The 19,741-nt window shown below is 50.0% G+C and carries 14 protein-coding genes; 12 read left to right on the forward strand and 2 right to left on the reverse strand.

Annotated features, from left to right (window positions below; all coding sequences use genetic code 11):
* Together HGT71_RS12560 and HGT71_RS12565 are read right to left on the reverse strand one after the other, a co-directional pair.
* Entirely contained in the window at positions 1–645 is a 645-nt protein-coding gene (locus HGT71_RS12560; RefSeq protein ID WP_214218097.1) for an ABC transporter permease, read from the reverse strand.
* A complete protein-coding gene (locus HGT71_RS12565; RefSeq protein WP_214218098.1) occupies positions 642–1,739 on the reverse strand; it encodes an ABC transporter ATP-binding protein in 1,098 nt (365 codons plus the stop codon). The genes HGT71_RS12560 and HGT71_RS12565 overlap by 4 nt, the downstream gene beginning before the upstream one ends.
* Before the next feature lie 490 nt (positions 1,740–2,229).
* Between HGT71_RS12565 and hutU the strand changes: the two genes are divergently transcribed.
* The 12 genes from hutU to HGT71_RS12625 all read left to right on the forward strand — a co-directional run bounded on the left by hutU (position 2,230) and on the right by HGT71_RS12625 (position 18,955).
* Positions 2,230–3,906: a urocanate hydratase gene (gene hutU, locus HGT71_RS12570; RefSeq protein WP_214218099.1), complete on the forward strand. Its 1,677-nt coding sequence runs from the start codon at positions 2,230–2,232 to the stop codon at positions 3,904–3,906.
* Between the two features lie 88 nt (positions 3,907–3,994).
* The gene (locus HGT71_RS12575; protein ID WP_241595364.1) at positions 3,995–5,215 is read left to right on the forward strand and encodes a purine-cytosine permease family protein; all 1,221 of its coding nucleotides are present in this window, start codon (positions 3,995–3,997) and stop codon (positions 5,213–5,215) included.
* Positions 5,216–5,373: 158 nt separating this feature from the next.
* Entirely contained in the window at positions 5,374–6,582 is a 1,209-nt protein-coding gene (gene hutI / locus HGT71_RS12580; RefSeq protein ID WP_214218100.1) for an imidazolonepropionase, read from the forward strand.
* Positions 6,575–7,384, forward strand: coding sequence for an N-formylglutamate deformylase (gene hutG, locus HGT71_RS12585; RefSeq protein WP_214218101.1), 810 nt, complete (start codon positions 6,575–6,577; stop codon positions 7,382–7,384). The genes hutI and hutG overlap by 8 nt, the downstream gene beginning before the upstream one ends.
* A 647-nt stretch (positions 7,385–8,031) precedes the next feature.
* On the forward strand, positions 8,032–9,639 hold the full coding sequence (locus HGT71_RS12590) for an ABC transporter substrate-binding protein (RefSeq protein WP_214218153.1): 1,608 nt from the start codon (positions 8,032–8,034) through the stop codon (positions 9,637–9,639).
* A 50-nt stretch (positions 9,640–9,689) separates the two neighbouring features.
* Entirely contained in the window at positions 9,690–10,652 is a 963-nt protein-coding gene (locus tag HGT71_RS12595) for an ABC transporter permease (RefSeq protein WP_214218102.1), read from the forward strand.
* A complete protein-coding gene (locus tag HGT71_RS12600; RefSeq protein WP_214218103.1) occupies positions 10,649–11,596 on the forward strand; it encodes an ABC transporter permease in 948 nt (315 codons plus the stop codon). Before HGT71_RS12595 ends, HGT71_RS12600 begins: the two co-directional genes overlap by 4 nt.
* Positions 11,593–12,573 carry an ABC transporter ATP-binding protein gene (locus tag HGT71_RS12605; RefSeq protein ID WP_214218104.1) on the forward strand — a complete coding sequence of 327 codons (981 nt, stop codon included), beginning with the start codon at positions 11,593–11,595 and terminating at the stop codon, positions 12,571–12,573. The genes HGT71_RS12600 and HGT71_RS12605 overlap by 4 nt, the downstream gene beginning before the upstream one ends.
* Positions 12,570–13,559, forward strand: coding sequence for an ABC transporter ATP-binding protein (locus tag HGT71_RS12610; protein ID WP_214218105.1), 990 nt, complete (start codon positions 12,570–12,572; stop codon positions 13,557–13,559). The genes HGT71_RS12605 and HGT71_RS12610 overlap by 4 nt, the downstream gene beginning before the upstream one ends.
* Positions 13,560–14,104: 545 nt before the next feature.
* Entirely contained in the window at positions 14,105–14,719 is a 615-nt protein-coding gene (locus HGT71_RS12615) for a TetR/AcrR family transcriptional regulator (RefSeq protein WP_214218106.1), read from the forward strand.
* Between the two features lie 73 nt (positions 14,720–14,792).
* On the forward strand, positions 14,793–15,896 hold the full coding sequence (locus HGT71_RS12620) for an efflux RND transporter periplasmic adaptor subunit (protein ID WP_214218107.1): 1,104 nt from the start codon (positions 14,793–14,795) through the stop codon (positions 15,894–15,896).
* Positions 15,893–18,955, forward strand: a complete 3,063-nt coding sequence (locus tag HGT71_RS12625; RefSeq protein ID WP_214218108.1) for an efflux RND transporter permease subunit — start codon at positions 15,893–15,895, stop codon at positions 18,953–18,955. Before HGT71_RS12620 ends, HGT71_RS12625 begins: the two co-directional genes overlap by 4 nt.
* Positions 18,956–19,741 lie beyond the last annotated feature (786 nt).

The raw sequence follows: 19,741 nt of genomic DNA on the forward strand, positions 1-19,741 counted from the left end.
TTATCCTCTCTGCGGCTGCCAGTGACTGAGCCGGCGAGTGGCGAACACCACCAACCGATCTAGAAGAAGAGCCAGTAAAATACTCAGGACGATACCTGCAATAATCGGGGTAAGGAATTGCAGCTGGAATCCTTGCGTAAACAGTGAACCCAGCTGTGGAGTACCGATCAGTGCGGCGACCGCGACGATACTGACGTTGGAAACGATGGCGACACGCATACCGGCACCGATGACTGGCACTGACAGCGGTAAGTTAACCTGAAAAAACTGCTGTGCTGGCGTATAGCCAATCGCTGATGCTGCCTGACGCGTTTCGGGTGATACGGAGTCCAGTCCATCACTGACAATTCTTACTAGCAACGCAAAACTGTAAACCGTCAGCGCAACCAGAACGTTAACGGGGTCTAGAATTTGTGTGCCCAAAAGTGGAGGCAATAATACGAACAGGGCTAACGAGGGAATGGTATATAACAACCCGAAGATATTGGTAATGAAAGACTTCAATGATGAAAGGCGGTTGACGCACCAGCCTACAGGAATAGCCAGTGCTAGTCCCACTAGTACAGGAACCACGGACAGATAGCTATGCCAGAGGAGGAGTTGTAGGATGGTGTCATGTTGACTCCACAGCCAGTCGAACCTCATACCACCTCCGCCGGAATATTCTTACAACGATTCAGTACCTCATCGAGGGCAATGCTGCCGAGAGGCTGTTGCCGATCGTTGACTAAGACTGCGCGGTGGCAGGGGGAGCTGAGCGCGGCATCCAGCAGGTGGCGAAGTGAGCCTGAAATGGGGCAGAAGGTTGCCCCCAAGTTGATGTGTTGCGCGCTAGCGTGGTCAACGTGCTGCCGAGTATCTAACCAGCCGAGTGCTTTACCTTCTTGGGTCACCAACACCCAAGGGTCTGCCGCTGTTCGGCGGGCCTGCTGCAGGCTACTACCGAGTTCGACCAAGGGTTCGTCTTTTAGCGGTAGACGGTGATCAACCTCGCAGAAGCTAAGCTTACGGTAACCCCGATCTCGGCCAATAAAGTCGGCGACAAAAGGGTTTTGTGGAGTATTCAGTAATTCTCCTGGCGTGGCTATCTGAGCCAATCGCCCACCGGGGCGTAATACTGCTACTTGATCCCCAAGCTTCATGGCTTCATCGATATCATGGGTTACCATAATAATGGTTTTACTCACTGCCCGTTGAATCCTTAAAAACTCGTCTTGTAACTGCTCGCGAACCACCGGATCAACAGCGCTGAAGGGCTCGTCCATCAGCATAAACTCTGGGTCAGCCGCCAATGCTCTCGCGACACCCACCCGCTGTTGTTGGCCACCAGACAGTTGCCAAGGGTAGCGCTTAGACATTGCGCTATCTAGACTCACGACTTCAAGGAGTTCACCTGCTCGCTGTCGAGCCTTGGCTTTACTCGCCCCACATAAGATGGCTGTCGTGGCAATATTATCGAGGATATTTTTGTGAGGAAACAGCCCTGCGTTCTGGATGACGTAGCCGATACGACGGCGTAGTTGTACGATATCCATTTGTTCAGTCGCCTCACCATTAAGGAGAATCTGTCCTGTAGACGGCTCAACCAGACGGTTGATCATCCGCAATGAGGTGGTCTTACCACAGCCGCTCGGGCCAACTAAAACGGTAATTTTCCCGCCTTGAGCTTCAAGGTTCAGCCCGTCGACGACAACTGTTCCACTACCATAGTATTTCGTAATATTTTTGAAGGTAATCATTTTAATATCCAATGGTGTCGGTAAATAATTCGCTGCAACACTACAGCCGCTGATTACTGTCGATGTATATCCTTGTATGTACAATTAGCAATTTCGATGCCATTTAGACATTTCCGTAGGGCTTGCGTATCTATCTTATTGTTTATAAATGAAAATATTAAAATTTATATTTTTCTGAGGTGCTGTCTCTTATATTTATTAAGCATATTCTCGGATTTGATAGTGATAACGCTGTAGTGACTACGACTCTTGGCACGAAAATAGTGCACTTCTCTATTTTATTGCACTGAAATAGACCTTAATTAGAATTAATTTACTCTCCCTCTCCTAATGATTCGCGTAATTACCTTTTCAACATACTGATTAATAATGATCTTTAGGGATTTTGATAAACTGGCATCGATTATGCTTATCATGTCTATACAAGATGAGGTGCAGTATATATTTCTCCCTGCCCATCCCCGCAGGCAATATTAAGAAGGTAAGGTACATGACTAAGCAAACAACCGATTTTCGTGATGTTGAGATCCGCTCTCCCCGTGGTAATACGTTGAATGCCAAAAGCTGGCTAACTGAAGCACCACTACGTATGTTGATGAACAATCTCGATCCAGAAGTTGCTGAAAACCCCAAGGAGTTAGTGGTTTACGGTGGAATAGGCCGCGCTGCAAGGAATTGGGAATGTTACGACAAGATAGTTTCCACGCTTAAACAGCTTGAAGACGACGAAACGTTACTGGTGCAGTCGGGCAAACCGGTGGGAGTATTCAAGACACATAGCAACGCCCCACGTGTGTTGATTGCTAACTCTAACTTGGTGCCGCATTGGGCGACATGGGAGCATTTCAACGAACTGGATGCTAAAGGGCTTGCGATGTATGGGCAAATGACTGCCGGTTCGTGGATTTATATCGGTAGCCAAGGAATTGTACAGGGAACTTACGAAACCTTCGTCGAAGCGGGTCGTCAGCACTACGAGGGCTCTCTACGCGGCCGCTGGATCCTCACCGCCGGGCTAGGAGGCATGGGAGGAGCGCAGCCTTTAGCCGCTACACTTGCTGGCGCTTGTTCGCTGAATATTGAGTGTCAGCAGTCACGTATCGATTTTCGACTGCGCACGGGATACGTTGATGAGCAGGCCACTTCGCTGGACGATGCGTTGGAGCGCCTAAAAAATTATACCGCTAAAGGTGAGGCGATCTCTATCGCGCTACAGGGTAATGCGGCAGAGATCCTCCCCGAAATGGTTCGCCGGGGTGTTCGCCCAGATATGGTAACCGACCAAACGAGTGCTCACGACCCGCTAAACGGCTACCTACCTGTGGGCTGGGATTGGGAGACTTACCGTGCGAAGGCCAAAACAGAGCCTGCGGCTGTGACCCTCGCAGCTAAAAACTCTATGGCTCAGCATGTTATGGCAATGCTCGATTTTCAGAAGCAGGGTATTCCAGTGTTTGATTACGGAAACAATATCCGTCAGATGGCGTTGGAAACGGGGGTAGCTGACGCCTTCAATTTCCCTGGATTTGTCCCAGCCTATATTCGTCCACTTTTTTGCCGAGGGATTGGACCTTTCCGCTGGGCGGCATTATCCGGCTCCCCAGAAGATATTTATCGTACCGATGCCAAGGTGAAAGAGCTGATTCCCGACGACGAGCATTTGCATCGTTGGCTGGATATGGCTCGCGAGCGTATCAGCTTTCAAGGGCTACCTGCTCGAATCTGCTGGGTGGGTTTAGGTCAGCGAGCGCGCCTTGGGTTGGCTTTTAACGAAATGGTACGCAGTGGTGAGCTGTCGGCACCCATTGTCATTGGTCGAGACCATCTGGACTCTGGGTCGGTCTCCAGTCCAAACCGCGAAACCGAATCGATGAAAGACGGATCCGATGCGGTATCGGATTGGCCGTTACTTAACGCCCTGTTGAACACTGCTAGCGGCGCGACGTGGGTATCCTTGCACCACGGAGGGGGAGTGGGTATGGGCTTCTCCCAGCACTCTGGAATGGTTATTGTGTGCGACGGGACCGATGAAGCCGCAGAGCGTATAGCGAGAGTGCTAAGTAATGATCCCGCAACAGGTGTTATGCGCCATGCCGATGCCGGCTATGATATTGCTATCGAATGCGCCCGTGAACAGGGCCTGAATCTCCCTATGATTACTGGCTAATCCGAATAATTCAGCGGAGTGAATAATAGTCAGCACCACATTTATCGTGCGACACTGGTCGCACGTTTATTGGCTACGGGAGATCACGATGAGCCAAAACAGTTTCACTGAAACTCGTTCTATTGAACCTATACCCGATAATGAGCGTCACGGTAGTCTCTTTAGCCAGTTCACCCTATGGCTAGGGGCAAATCTACAAATTACTGCTGTTATCACCGGCGCTCTGGCTATTGTATTTGGCGGGGATGTTTTCTGGTCTTTGATTGGCCTGGCAATTGGCCAAGTAGCGGGCGGCGTCGTCATGGCGTTACACGCGGCCCAAGGGCCTAAACTAGGGATCCCGCAGATGATAAGTAGCCGCGTACAGTTTGGGGTGTATGGGGCTTGCCTACCTATACTGTTGGTCTGTCTCATGTATCTCGGTTTCATTGCGACTGGCGCAGTCCTCTCCGGGCAGGCCATCTCAGCTATTTTCGGTATATCCGAAACGAGTGGTATCGTGATTTTTGCAATGCTGACCCTACTCGTCGCGTACAGTGGTTATCGGTTAATTCATCTGATGGGCAAACTCGCTAGCCTGATTGGGATTATTGCGTTTTTCTGGTTATTTTACCGAGTAGGCACTCTTCATTCGTTGCGCACTCTAGTAACCGTTCAACCATTCCATTGGGCGACGTTACTGACCGCGGTCGGGCTGTCTGCCTCATGGCAGATAACGTTCGGTCCTTACGTGGCTGACTATTCGAGATACCTTCCTGCAAGGACCTCTTCACGTAAAGTATTCTTTGCCGTGAGTAGTGGCTCGGTTATCGGTGCTCAGGTAGCAATGACCATGGGGGTCTTTGCGGCGGCGTTGTCGCAGGGAAAATTATTAGGTCGTGAAGTCGAATATATCGTTAGTCTAGGGGGGAGCGGCGGGGTAGCTATCCCACTCTATTTAAGCATCGCTTTTGGTAAGCTGACGATTAACACGCTAAATGCCTACGGTAGCATGATGTGCCTAGCGACCGTCTATAGCTGTCGTGGACGGGTCGTACAGCTCAGTCGGCTGGCGCGATTTTCTATTCTGGCAACGGTAATCATTATCGCCACAGGGGTTGCAATGTTGGGCCAGCACTCCTTTCTAAGCGCATTTAAATCTTTTCTATTATTTCTGTTGACCTTTTTTACTCCGTGGAGTGCCGTCAACCTAGTGGACTACTACTTTTTTAACCATCAGCCAATCGATATTAAGGCGTTAAACAATCCAGCGGGTAAATACCGAGCATGGAATGCCGTTGGGCTTGGAACTTATTTTTCGGGGTGGTAATACAAACTCCCTTTATCGACAGCGGGTTTTACAGTGGTCCGATGGTTAAGGTACTAGGAGGGATTGATATCTCGTGGGGGGGCGGGTTGCTGTTTCCCGCAATGGTATATTACTGGCTGTGTAAACGCCGGACAATACGCGACTAGAAGAGGTTTGTTATGTATACACTTTGGCATCATTGCCGAGCGGTCACCATGGGCAGTGGGAAATATAATTTACTCTCTAACGCAGCATTGCTGACGCACGGTGCGGTAATTTTTTGGGTCGGTGAATATGATGAGCTTCCTGACGCACTGATAACGCACCGGATCGATCTTGGGGGACGGCTAGTGACGCCTGGACTCGTCGATTGCCATACTCATGCAGTGTTTGGAGGCAACCGTGCAGCAGAATTTGAACAGCGTCTACAAGGTGTTAGCTATGCAGAGATTGCCGCTGCAGGGGGAGGTATCGCGAGTACTGTTCGCGATACCCGCGCCGCTAGTGAGCAGCTCCTGTTAAAGCAGGCCACCCAGCGTATTCAGGCGCTCAGGCAGGAAGGGGTAACCACACTAGAAATAAAGTCTGGATATGGTTTGGATCTAGAAAGCGAGCGGAAAATGCTGCGAGTGATAAGACAGCTCGGCCGGGAACTTTCCATAGCCATTCGTAGTACCTGCCTGGCCGCCCATGCAGTCCCGTCAGAATATCAGGGGCGTTCCGACGACTGGATTGATCATATCTGCAATCAGCTACTACCCGAACTGTACCATGAGGGATTGGTCGACGCGGTAGATGCTTTTTGCGAGCATCTGGCCTTCTCACCCACCCAAGTCGAGAGAGTCTTTCAGGTTGCAACCGAACTGGGTCTACCGGTAAAACTGCACGCGGAACAACTCTCTTTACAGCATGGTGCGGCTTTAGCTGCACGCTTTCACGCGCTATCCGCTGACCATTTGGAATATCTGTGCGAACCCGATATCGCGGCGATGGCACAGCAAGGTACCGTAGCGGTGTTATTGCCGGGAGCCTATTATTTCCTACGAGAAACTCAGCAACCGCCAGTCGATTTGCTCCGCCAATATGGCGTCCCGATGGCGATTTCGAGTGATATGAATCCTGGCACCTCGCCAATGCTCTCACTGAGACTCGTAATGAACATGGCCTGTACGCTATTTCGAATGACGCCTGAAGAGGCGCTAGCAGGTGTGACGCTTTACGCCGCTCGGGCGTTGGGGATAGAAGATCGTTGCGGCACGTTAGAGCCAGGTAAAGAGGCTAACTTCGTCGCTTGGGATATAGAACATCCTGCAGAGCTCAGCTATTGGCTAGGTGGTACGTTATCAAAACACGTTATCTTTCAGGGAGAAGAAGTTTATTATGACTAAATCATTCGAATTGACACGCGGTACCTTACCGCTATTAATCAGCATGCCGCATCCTGGTACCGCGCTGACCGAAAGCATTGCGGCCGGGCTGACTTCTCGCGGACATCGATTAGAAGACACGGACTGGCATATCCCCAAACTTTATCAGAATATTAGAGAATTAGGCGCGAGTACGCTGGTGGCGGGTTATTCACGCTACGTGGTCGATCTAAACCGTCCAGTCGATGATAAACCCCTATACAATACGGCAACGACTGGATTATTTACCGATATCTTCTTTGACGGAGAGCCACTCTTTATTCCGGAAGGCCAGCCGAATCAAACCGAGAAAACGCAGATCCTCTCTTCAGTCTGGAAACCCTATCATGATGCTCTAGCCGCCGAATTGAAAAGATTGCGGGACAAATTTGGCTATGTATTACTCTGGGATGCCCACTCAATACGCTCTGTTGTTCCTCGGTTATTCGAAGGGCGTTTGCCGGATCTTAACTTTGGTACTGCTGACGGGAGTAGTTGTGATCCCGGACTGGGCCAAGTATTGCTACAGTGCTGTGAACATCCTCCGGAGGAGGTACCGCAGTATAGCCATGTGCTGAATGGTAGATTTAAAGGGGGCTATATTACAAGGCACTACGGGAACCCTGAGCAGAATATTCATGCCATTCAGCTGGAAATTGCGCAGTGTATTTATATGGATGAAGAGACATTCGTCTGGCAGTCCGACGACGCTGCAAAAGTTCAGCGTCTATTGCAGGCGTTGGTGACGACAGCGTTGGGCTGGGGAAAACACCATTATCAGTAGCCAACTTTCTCGCTTGGTCAAGGTCATGGCGGGAATTAAAAAATAGGTTTCCGTTATAATGTTGGAGCGATGCTTATCCATCTAATAATACCAATGTATATTTTTAATTGAGGCTAACAGGCTTTCATAAAATTAGCCTCTACGTCCAGATTTCCAATTCATTACCCGGTGAGAATTATACTCTCTTATTTTTCTATTTCCCGTAGGGAGATTCTACGCCTGGAAAGCATAGCTGTTATCGCCAACAAAAGATCAATGTAATGGATATTATTTATTGACAAACATCCGAATAATGCTTGGTTATCTACGGATAACTTGCTGTCAGCCAATTGGCAATCGGAGTATTAGCTACAATCTAGCCATCCTGTAAAGATTATCCCGCTATCATTTCTATCAATTATTTGAATATTTTTAGGAGCGTAAAGATAAATGTCATCGTTACTATTCCATAAAAGTTGTTAGTATTTTTTATTATTTGTTATAGCCTCTAGTTGTTAGACACTGAATAAGGAAAAGCTTAATTTCCGATTTTGAAAATGAATTTAATGGATCGGTGAGGATTTATCTTGGTCAGCTTAATTAATAAATATAATGTCCCACTCCAGCTTAGCATTGCCCTCTTCAGCGGCGCAGCCATTTTTAGCTCCATGGCTTTTGCTGACGATATGCTTAAAGAGGGTTTCACCCCAGCTACCGACGTCAGTCAAATTCCAGCCACCGCCAAACTACGCAAAGATACCATCGTGGCGGGAATTTCCGAACCACAGGGTATCTTCAACCCATACTTCTTTGTTAATGGTTGGGATGAAAACGTTACTAATGTTATTTTTTCGCGCTTAATCGATTGGGATAGCCATGGCAATTTGGTACCAGGATTAGCGGAAAGCTGGACCGTGAGTCCAGATAAAAAAGTCTATACCATTAAGCTGCGCCACGATCTTACCTTTAGCGACGGTTCACCGTTGACTGCGAAGGATGTCGCCTTTACCCTGACGCTGTTATTCGACCCGAAATACGACGGCGATACCGATATCACTCTGGCTAATATCGTAGGGGGCGCTGAGTATAAGGCAGGGAAAGCCGATAGTGTGAGCGGTCTGAAAGTCTTGGACCCACTGACGCTGCAGGTGACTACCAGTCAACCCGGTGCGACAACATTGGCTAGAATTGGTGGCCCGGTACTGTCTGAGGCCTATTACGGTAAGGGCTATCAGCGCGGTAATCTCGATTACGTGCGCTCTTTACACGGTAAGCCCCTCGGTAACGGCCCCTATGTCTATGAGAAATATCTCCCCGAGCAGGAGATCCGTTTTCATGCCAATACTCACTTTTACCGAGGTACGCCACCGACACCACGCTTTATTTATCGTATTACCAATCCTTCGACTAACTTTCAGTTGTTTCAGACCGGTGAGACCGATTACGACGCGTTTACCTCGCGACCAGACGATATCGAACAGTTGAAAATGCTCGGCTTTGCCAATATCAATCTCTATGGCTCCAGTGATTACAGTAAAGTGGAATTCAATCTCCACCATGCTGTATTACAGGATGCTAAGGTCCGACAAGCGTTAATTTATGGGCTCGACCGTCAGAAGCTAGTCGATGTGGTATATCAAGGGTATGGCAAGGTTGCCATCGAGCCTATTGCACCCATCTCTTGGGCCTATAATCCCGAGGGGATAAATCCCTACCACTACGATCCCGCTCAGGCTAAAAAGTTACTTGACGACGCGGGATGGAAACCCGGCCCAGATGGTATTCGAGTTAAAAACGGCCAACGTCTAGAACTGACTCTACTGGCAAGTAAAAAAGTCCTCAACGACGCGCTCATTCCAATCGCCCAACAGGACTGGAAACAGATCGGTGTGTTACTTAAACCACAGATCGTCGACTTCAACGCCTTAATGGCCCAGCGTAAAGCCGGTAATTACGACTTAGCCTCCTTTAGTACCAGCACGTTGAACGATCCTCATGACGGGGTATGGGATTACTACAGTACCGAGGCTAAGGTCTCTGGTTATAGCAATCCACAGGTCGATAAGCTGATTAATCAAGGTAACGCGGTATTGGACGTTGCGCAGCGTAAACCTATTTATCACCAGTTGTACAAAGTGCTGGCGGATGACCCTCCGGTTATTCTACTGGGGTATCGCCAAGTTCTCACCGCCAGTAGCGCACGAGTCGTCGGTTTCAAGCCGGATATTTACAATGGTCTTACCGGCAGTCTTCCCAACGTCAAGATCGTTAAGTAACCTTGCCATCACTCAGCCGTTGGGTTGCCAGCGGCTGGTATGAGAACGCCATGAAAAATTTTATCCTCAGAAGACTGCTCCATACTTTGCCCATGCTGCTGTTCGCTTCGTTTATTATTTTTATGTTATTTGCCAAAACGCCGGGTGACTTTATTGATGGGAACGTATCACTGACCGCCGCCCGGGCGGCAGAGCTGAAAGCAATTTATGGCTTAGATCAGCCACTACTCACTCGCTACTTGCACTGGTTGAGTCAGTTATTACGCGGTAACTTAGGGTTCTCGCTACAATACCAAATCCCCGTCACACAGTTGCTTAATCAATATATTTGGAATTCTTTCCTACTGGCGAGCGTAGCGCTGGTGTTTTACTGGGGAATTGGTTTGTCTGTCGGTATCGCCTCGGCGATTAGGGCTAATTCGTGGTTCGATCATCTGATTAGCATACTGGTATTTGCCGCAATGTCTTTTCCGACATTTTTCCTCTGTTTATTGTTAATTAAATGGTTTGCGGTAGATCTGCACTGGTTACCGGTCGGCGGAATGAGTAATACCGGTAGCGACGACACGGGGTGGGCCTACATCATGCAGGTCGCCGCACACCTTGTATTACCGGTATTGGCGTTAATCATGCTACAGGCGGGGAGCCTGACTCGTTATTTTCGCGCCAGCATGCTTGATGTGATCAAAATGGATTTTATCCGCACGGCGAGGGCAAAAGGTTTGCGTGAGCGTACGGTCATCATGAAACACGCACTACGCAATGCGCTACTCCCGATTATCACCCTGCTTGGCTTTGAACTGCCGGGACTCTTCTCAGGGGCTATCATCACCGAAAAAGTCTTTAACTGGCCTGGGGCAGGGCATATCCATATCGACTCACTTGCTGCGCGTGACTACCCTGTACTGATGGGCTTTACGCTCTTTCTGGCGGTCTTAACCATTCTGGGTAATTTACTGGCCGACGTCCTTTATGCGTGGGCCGATCCCCGTGTTCGAGTAAGCTCGTCATGATCCACTTCTTCTATTCCAGACATCGCCGATTATCTAAGGCCGTTACCACAGCACTGGCACAGGTAACTCCCTCTTTATGGCATCAAGCTTGGCAGACGTTACGGCGTAATCGATTGGCGATACTATGCCTCGTTTTACTTATTATCATGGTACTTGGCTGCGTAGTGGGGCCGCTCTGGTCGCCTTGGCAGGGCGAGGGGATGGATGCGCTGAGCGTTAATCAGCCGCCAAGCGCGCGGCATTGGTTGGGGACCGATTTCTTAGGGCGGGACGTCTATACCCGATTACTCCTCGCTGGGCGGATTTCCCTCTCTATCGGTTTATTGACGATGCTATTGTCAGTGACCTTGGGTTATCTACTGGGTGCCGTAGCAGGTTACGCGGGGGGACTCACCGATAAACTTATTATGCGTGTAGCCGATGTGGTGATGACCATACCTAGCCTGCCTTTATTAATTGTAGCGGGCGCGATGTTATCGGAATTCGATTTCTCATCGGACGCGCGAATCTATATGGTCATTATCATGTTGAGCCTACTAGAATGTCCTAAACTGGCTCGGCTAGTTCGTGGCCAGATCCTGTCGCTGCGTGAGCGCGATTTTATGCTGGCGACACAAGTTCTAGGCCTCTCCACCTATCGTCGCCTATTTGGTCATCTACTGCCGAATACCATCCCGATTTTGGTCGTCATGGCGACGATGGCTGTCGCGAACGCCATACTCAGCGAGTCTGCACTGAGTTATCTCGGTGTTGGCATCGTGCCGCCCACTCCCTCGTGGGGGAATATGATGGATGCGGCCAATAGCCTGATAGATTTTCAGCGCCGTCCATGGTTATGGATACCGCCGGGTACCGCTATTTTTATTACTGTGGTCGCGATTAACGTGCTCGGTGATGGATTGCGCGATGCCCTCGATCCCCACCTAAAACGGAGCCTAAAATGAGCCAGCCGCTGATTACTTTCGAACGGTTATCGGTCTCCTTTGCCGCTGAAGAAGGTCGCGCGCGCGCCGTGCAAGAGGTCTCTTTTACCCTTGAGGCTGGACAAACCATGGGTATCGTCGGGGAGTCAGGTTGTGGTAAGAGCGTTACAGCCATGTCGTTAATGGGATTGTTACCGGCCAAGGTGGCGAGTATTGATAGCGGCTCGATCTATTTTCAGGGGCAGGATCTGCTTGATCTTCCTCCCACCCAGATGGCCGACTTGCGGGGTAACCAGATAGCGATGATTTTTCAGGAGCCGATGAGTGCTCTAAACCCAGTGTTAACCATTGGTGAGCAGCTTTGTGAACCACTCATCCATCATCGCAGTCAATCGCCCAAGGCGGCTTGGCAACAAGCGATAGCGTTGATCGAGCGTGTTGGGCTCGCTCGGGCGGAGAGTTTGATGAAGAGCTATCCGCATCAACTCTCCGGAGGCATGCTACAGCGTATCATGATTGCAATGGCCCTCAGCTGTCAGCCGAAGCTACTGATTGCCGATGAACCTACCACGGCGCTGGATGTGACGGTACAGGCCCAAATTTTACTGTTATTGCGCGAACAAGCCCGCGCGAACCAGATGGCCCTCTTATTGATTACTCATGATCTAGGGGTTATCGCCCAGATGACGGAGCAAGTCGTGGTGATGTATGCCGGACGGGTTGTTGAACAAGGACCTACGGCGGAGATTCTGCATAATCCGAGTCATCCTTATACTAAAGGATTGATTGCGTCGCGGCCGGTGCCTGGGGAGCGGCGGCGGCGACTTTATTCTATTCCGGGTCAGGTTCCCGATCTGGCCGCGCTACCGAATTTCTGTGCTTTTTATGAGCGCTGCGAGCGTGCCACTGAAAGATGTCGCCAGGGGATCCCACCCCTTGTTGGGCAAACGCGGCGGGTCGCTTGTTATCACTGTGAAACCGTAGAACCCTTATTATGAATGATGAATATTTGATTGAAGTGGAAGGACTAAAACAGTATTTTCCACTGCGTGATGGTCTATTTGGACAACAAACCGGGCAGGTGCGGGCGGTGGATGATGTTAGCTTCGGGATCCGCCCAGGTACCATTTTTGGCTTGGTGGGCGAGTCGGGCAGTGGTAAAACAACCGTGGGTCGAACCCTACTGGGGCTATATTCTGCCACCGCAGGGAGTATTACGTACCGAGGACAGCGACTCGCCGGCTTGACGGCAAGGCAGAGACAAGCATTACGCCCTACCATGCAGCTGGTGTTTCAAGACCCCTATAGTTCGCTTAATCCACGGATGCGGGTCGGAGACGCTATTGGCGAGGCACTGTTACACCATAAACTCTGCACAAAAGCCGAACTGTATGACAAAGTGATCGCCGTGATGAAAATTTGCGGACTGTCTGCACAACATTACCCGCGTTTTCCGCACGAATTTTCTGGCGGGCAGCGTCAGCGTATTGGTATTGCCCGTGCATTGATCCTTAATCCAGATTTTATTGTCGCCGACGAACCCATTTCAGCGCTGGATGTCTCTATTCAGGCGCAGATTATCAACTTATTCTCCGATCTCCGTGACGAACACGGCGTAACCTTCCTATTTATTTCTCACGATCTCGGTGTAGTGGAACATCTCTGTGATGATATCGCGGTAATGTACCTTGGGCAGCTGGTAGAGACCGCCAGTCGGGATACTCTCTTTAGTCAGCCCTTACATCCCTATACTCAGGCACTCCTCTCCGCCGTCCCTACACTTGATCCAAGTGCCGAGCCGGTTGCGGCGATCCAGGGGGAAATTCCTGACCCATCGAACCCGCCTTCCGGTTGCCGCTTTTCTTCGCGCTGCCCACGAGCGGAAACACAGTGTTATCAGGACGCGCCGAGGCTACGAGAAGTATCGCCGGGGCACCGCGTTGCCTGTCACTTGATTTCCCCTCATCAGGGACTCCAACAATAGGGGATGACTCCTCATTTGCGACGCAGTGCCGACTTACTCGCCAGGGATGAGGGTGTTTCTTAAAACAGGGAGATGAGAGGATGCACGACGAAGAAGCTGTTTATTTTCTCGCCTAGTATGTTAGCCAGTACGTGCTGCGTAAAAGTGGGTAATAGGCTTGAAGGGGATATCGATAAGCGCTCATTTTATTGATAAAAACTCGCTATATACCTCTCTTAGCCAAACCCTCAGGTCGAATACTGAAACGAGTTTATGGTCGTAAGTCGGAACATCGATGATACACTCTTCCGAGCGTCCAGCACCGCATGCTGTCGACATTCCGTCAATCAGTAGAACGAAAAGCGCCCCAATTTTGTCGGTTAACGATCAATACACGAGAGCTTCCTTCGCGAACAATCGGTGAAGGTAGTACATACTACGATCAAGGCGACTAACCCTGAGAGTGGGGGAGAAAGCATATGACTATCTGTTGGCAGACTAATGGTCACTAATTTATAACAGGGTCACTCGTTGTTAACTGCCCATTATCACGCTAGGCTATAAGAATGAATAAAAAAACAACCACTCCCCCAGTCAGGGGACCTTCAGAGCATACGATCCGCGACCAAGTGGTTGCTGCGGCAACAGAATATTTTGGTTATTTTGGCTACGAAAAAACGACCGTTTCAGACTTAGCGAAAGCGATTGGATTCTCCAAGGCATACATCTATAAATTTTTCGACTCGAAACAGGCGATCGGCGAGCAGATTTGTTCTAATTGTCTGATGAGTATCATGGATATCGTTAATGCCGCCGTTGCTAATGCGCCGACGGCTTCGGAAAAAATAAGGCAACTCTTTAGCGTACTAACGCAATCTGGGAGCGATCTCTTCTTTCACGACCGTAAGCTCTATAACATCGCGGCGGTCGCTGCTCGGGATAAATGGCCATCGGTTGCCCTATACGAAGCCCGCCTTATGAAGCTTATCGAGAGTATATTAATTGAAGGGCGTGATTGCGGAGAATTCGAACAGCAAACCCCTCTCGATGAGGCAACAAAAGCCGTATTTCTTGTGATGGAACCTTTTATAAGCCCTGTTCAACTTCAGTATAATCTCGATACGGCAGAGTCCGCAGCGGCCCTTCTTTCGTCACTGATCTTAAGGAGTCTCGCCCCTTGATTTAGTGACCATTGACAAATTTGGTCACAAGTATAAGATTACGGTTACTTTCCCTACGCCACTCCGGTAACCTATGCTTAAAATTTACCCCATTATCTGCCTGTTGCCGTTAGCCTTAGTGGCTTGCGGCGATAAATCCGCTACCGACGATCCTCGCACATTGCCTCCTCTGGTCAGGGCTGTAAAGGTGTCTGACACCCATAATGCTATTCGTTCCTTCACCGGTGTCGTGGTAGCAAAAATACAAAGCGACCTAGGTTTTAGGGTGTCAGGCAAAATTTTGGAACGCTTCGTGGAGACTGGCCAGACGGTGAGGCGCGGGCAACCACTGATGCGTCTTGATCCAAGCGATCTTGGCCTCCAAGCTCAGGCTTCACAGCAGGCGGTTAATGCGGCTCGCGCTCGCGCGAGGCAAGCCTCACTCGATGAAGCGCGCTATCGAAGCTTAGTTACGACAGGTACCGTTTCGGTATCAACCTATGACCAGTATAAAGCTGCCGCGGATTCCGCGAGAGCTGACTTGAGTGCGGCGCAATCGCAGGCCAATGTGGCACGGAATGCCCAGAGTTATGCCGTCCTGGTTGCAGATAGCGATGGGGTGGTGATGGAGAGACTCGCCGAGCCGGGTCAGGTGGTTAGCGCAGGTCAACCCGTTATCAGATTAGCGCGTGCCGGGCAGCGGGAGGCATTAGTTCAATTACCTGAAACGCTAAGACCAGCGATTGGTAGCCAAGCTGAAGCAACGTTGTATGGCGATAGAAATCAGCCTGTCGAGGCTCGGCTCCGTGTTCTCTCCGATGCAGCCGACCCTTTAACGCGGACCTTTGAAGCACGCTATGTCTTGGCCGGTCCATTAGCCAATGCCCCATTAGGGGCTACCGTCACCCTGCATATCGCTGAGGGAAAAGCGGCCGTTACCGTCGCGCAAGTGCCTATTACCTCGCTCTTCGACCCAGGTAACGGTCCGGGAGTGTGGGTGATTACCGGTCGTCCCACTCGGGTAGCCTGGCGGGCGGTACAGGTTGCCGGTCTGAGCGACGATATGGCCACTGTCACCCGCGGAGTGGGTAGTGATGATGAGGTTGTCGCGTTAGGGGCTAACTTACTGCACGAAGGGGAGACAGTACGTGTGGCCCATCAAGGTGATGGCAGCATAGCGGGGGGGACAGCCCCATGAGTAACTCCCGCTTCAATCTTTCTTCGCTCGCTGTTCGCGAGCGCTCGATCACCTTGTTTCTAATTATTCTCGTAACGGTCGCCGGTACGCTCTCTTTTTTCAAGCTAGGTCGAGCGGAAGATCCGCCCTTTACCGTCAAGCAGATGACAATCATTACCGCATGGCCAGGGGCAACTGCTCAAGAAATGCAAGATCAAGTCGCTGAACCGCTAGAAAAACGCTTGCAGGAGCTGAAGTGGTACGACCGCACAGAAACTTATACCCGTCCCGGAATGGCTTTTACTACGCTATCGCTTCAAGACAGTACACCACCTTCGCAGGTACAAGAAGAGTTTTATCAGGCGCGAAAGAAAATAAGTGATGAGACTAAAAATCTCCCGCCAGGCGTTGTGGGACCGATGGTCAATGATGAGTTTTCCGATGTGACCTTTGCGCTTTTTGCCCTGAAAGCTAAGGGCGAGCCACAGCGTTTACTGGCGCGTGATGCCGAATCACTACGTCAGCGTCTGCTTCACGTACCGGGCGTAAAGAAAGTCGATATAATTGGTGAGCAGTCCGAGCGTATCTTTGTCTCTTTTTCCCATGATAAGTTAGCTACTCTCGGGGTCTCGCCCCAAGATATCTTTTCAGCCCTAAACAGCCAAAATATGCTCACGCCAGCAGGATCGATTGATACTCATGGCCCGCAGGTTTTTATCCGCCTAGAAGGCGCTTTTAATAAGCTTACGCAAATTCGTCAAACACCCGTCGTGGTTAACGGCAAAACTCTACTATTGTCCGATATTGCTACCGTCGAACGGGGCTACGAAGATCCTGCAACATTTATCCTCCGTAACCAAGGTGAACCCGCATTGTTACTGGGTGTAGTTATGCGAGAAGGGTGGAATGGGCTGACGCTAGGAAAGTCCCTAGATACCGAAGCCGCCAGCATAAACGCCTCGATGCCGTTAGGGATGTCGCTAACAAAAGTCACTGATCAGTCTGTTAATATTCGCTCTGCCGTTGATGAATTTATGGTCAAATTCTTCGTCGCGCTGCTGGTCGTCATGGTGGTCTGTTTTGTCAGTATGGGCTGGCGCGTCGGCATCGTTGTCGCTGCGGCAGTCCCCTTGACACTGGCCGCCGTTTTTATGGTCATGGAAGCCACGGGTAAAAATTTCGACCGCATTACCCTCGGATCCCTCATTCTGGCGCTAGGGCTTTTGGTGGACGACGCTATTATTGCGATCGAGATGATGGTCGTAAAAATGGAGGAAGGCTACGATCGTATTAAGGCGTCTGCCTATGCATGGAGCCATACTGCGGCGCCGATGTTAGCCGGGACATTGGTGACGGTAGTGGGCTTTATGCCCAACGGTTTTGCACATTCTACGGCGGGTGAATACACCAGTAATATGTTTTGGATTGTAGGCATTGCCCTTATCGCCTCCTGGATAGTGGCGGTTGTCTTTACGCCTTATCTCGGAGTGAAGATGTTGCCAGAGATTAAAACGGCGTCCGGAGGACATACGGCAGTTTATGATACACCGCGCTATAACCGCTTTCGTCGCTTATTGACTCAAGTGATCGCTAGAAAATGGCTGGTCGCTGGTGCGGTGGTTATCGTCTTTACGTTGGCCATCGTCGGGATGGCGGGAGTTAAGAAACAATTTTTCCCAACCTCTGACCGTCCAGTGGTACTGGTTGAGATTCAGATGCCTTACGGTACCTCGATTGAACAGACCGATGCCGCTGCCGCGAAAATAGAAAACTGGCTGAAAAAGCAAAAAGAAGCGAAGGTCGTTACCTCTTATATCGGTCAGGGGCCTCCCCGTTTCTACCTCGCGATGACACCTGAGTTACCTGATCCGTCTTTTGCTAAAATTGTAGTACTCACCGACAGTCAAGAGGCCCGCGATAAGCTTAAGTCTCGGTTACGACGTGTCGCGGCTGATGGACTTGCTCCGCAAGCACGTATACGCGTTACCCAGCTCGTTTTCGGTCCTTATTCACCCTATCCCGTGGCCTATCGTGTGATGGGACCCGATCCAGATAAGCTGCGCGTCATCGCGGGGAAAGTCGAAGCGGTAATGCTGGCCAGCCCTTTAATGAGAACCGTCAATACAGACTGGGGCCAGCGCGTCCCAACGCTTCACTTTTCGCTCAATCAGGATCGGCTTCAGGCGGTAGGTCTTACCTCAAATAGCGTCGCCGAGCAACTTCAGTTCCTCCTCTCTGGCGTGGCGATAACAGCCGTGCGCGAGGATATTCGCTCCGTACAGGTCATGGGGCGTGCAGCAGGCGATAGTCGGCTTGATCCCGCTAAAATAGCTGCATTCACGTTGGTGGGGGCTTCAGGTCAGCGAGTACCGCTCTCTCAGGTCGGTGATATCGAGGTAAGAATGGAGGACCCCTTACTACGACGCCGAGATCGTACCCCGACTATCACGGTAAGAAGCGATATTGCGGACTCCTTGCAGCCACCGGATGTCTCCACGGCGATCCTAAAACAGTTACAACCGATTATTACTAAACTCCCTGCGGGATACCGTATTGAGCAAGGAGGGCCTATCGAGGAGTCGGATAAAGCGACGCAAGCGATGATTCCACTCTTCCCGATAATGATCGCCATCACGCTGCTCATTATTATCTTGCAGGTAAGATCGATGTCAGCGATGGTGATGGTATTTTTAACCTCACCATTAGGGTTAATTGGAGTGGTCCCGACGTTGCTACTATTCAACCAACCCTTCGGCATTAACGCATTAGTGGGATTGATCGCCTTATCGGGAATTCTAATGCGTAACACATTAATCCTTATCGGGCAGATTCATCATAACGAGAGTGAAGGGCTATCTCCTTTTGAGTCAGTAGTTGAGGCAACGGTTCAGCGCGCTAGGCCCGTATTACTGACGGCAATGGCGGCCATTTTGGCTTTTATTCCGCTCACGCATTCGGTCTTTTGGGGGACGCTGGCTTATACGCTGATCGGCGGAACCTTCGCGGGGACGATTATCACCCTCGTATTTCTACCCGCCATGTATGCGATCTGGTTCAAAATCCAGCGGAAAAATGAGTAAGATTATCCCGTAGCGTTTTTACGAAAGTCCTTCATAGACTACTCGCGCCGATGCAGGCTCGCTTACCGCCGGACTTGAAGGTGGAAGCGAGGAACAAAGGGGGGTTGGGCTTGCGATAGCTCAACCACCTATGCTGGCGGATAAAGTATATCAACACGTAGGCTATATTATTTCGTGATATAGCCAGCTCTCCGCTACCGAAAGGGGACGCCCGAACACTCCCAATAACAGCCTATAAATCCTTCACACCCGGTCAATATAGAGAAATAGCAGTGGGAATTACCCTGTCCCTTCTTATTGGGAGAATAGGGATAGTTAAATAGTGACGTTAATTTAAATAATATCAAACGAGAGCCTATAAGCTATTACAAGAGCAATGTTTGCCCAGTTGTTAACCACTTTTTTATCTCATCCTAGGGCTAATTAAATTAATCGACGATTACTCAGTAGGGAACTTCTTAGAAATTTTATAAGAATCGTCTTGAAAACTATCACCAGTGAGCCTAACTCTATCTTTTGCCGTGAGCACAGTGATCCACGGAAAAGGCTAAGGTCTTCGTGTATAGACTGCTGACCACCAACGAGACTAGTATTAGCCTCTCGGCCGCCACTGACCTATACAATTCGGTTTATTACTGTTAACTTCCTCGCGTTATGAGTTATAAAAATCCAACTTTAGTGAACTTGATGGTAGGTTATAATTGTGGTCAATCGTAATATCTCTTTAGCGAGGGAATCGATGAATAGAACGGTTAGTAAAAAATCGACGATAATGAAAAACCCTCC

Origin of the sequence: Rosenbergiella epipactidis (genome assembly GCF_018494055.1) — a bacterium.
Classification (GTDB): domain Bacteria; phylum Pseudomonadota; class Gammaproteobacteria; order Enterobacterales; family Enterobacteriaceae; genus Rosenbergiella; species Rosenbergiella epipactidis.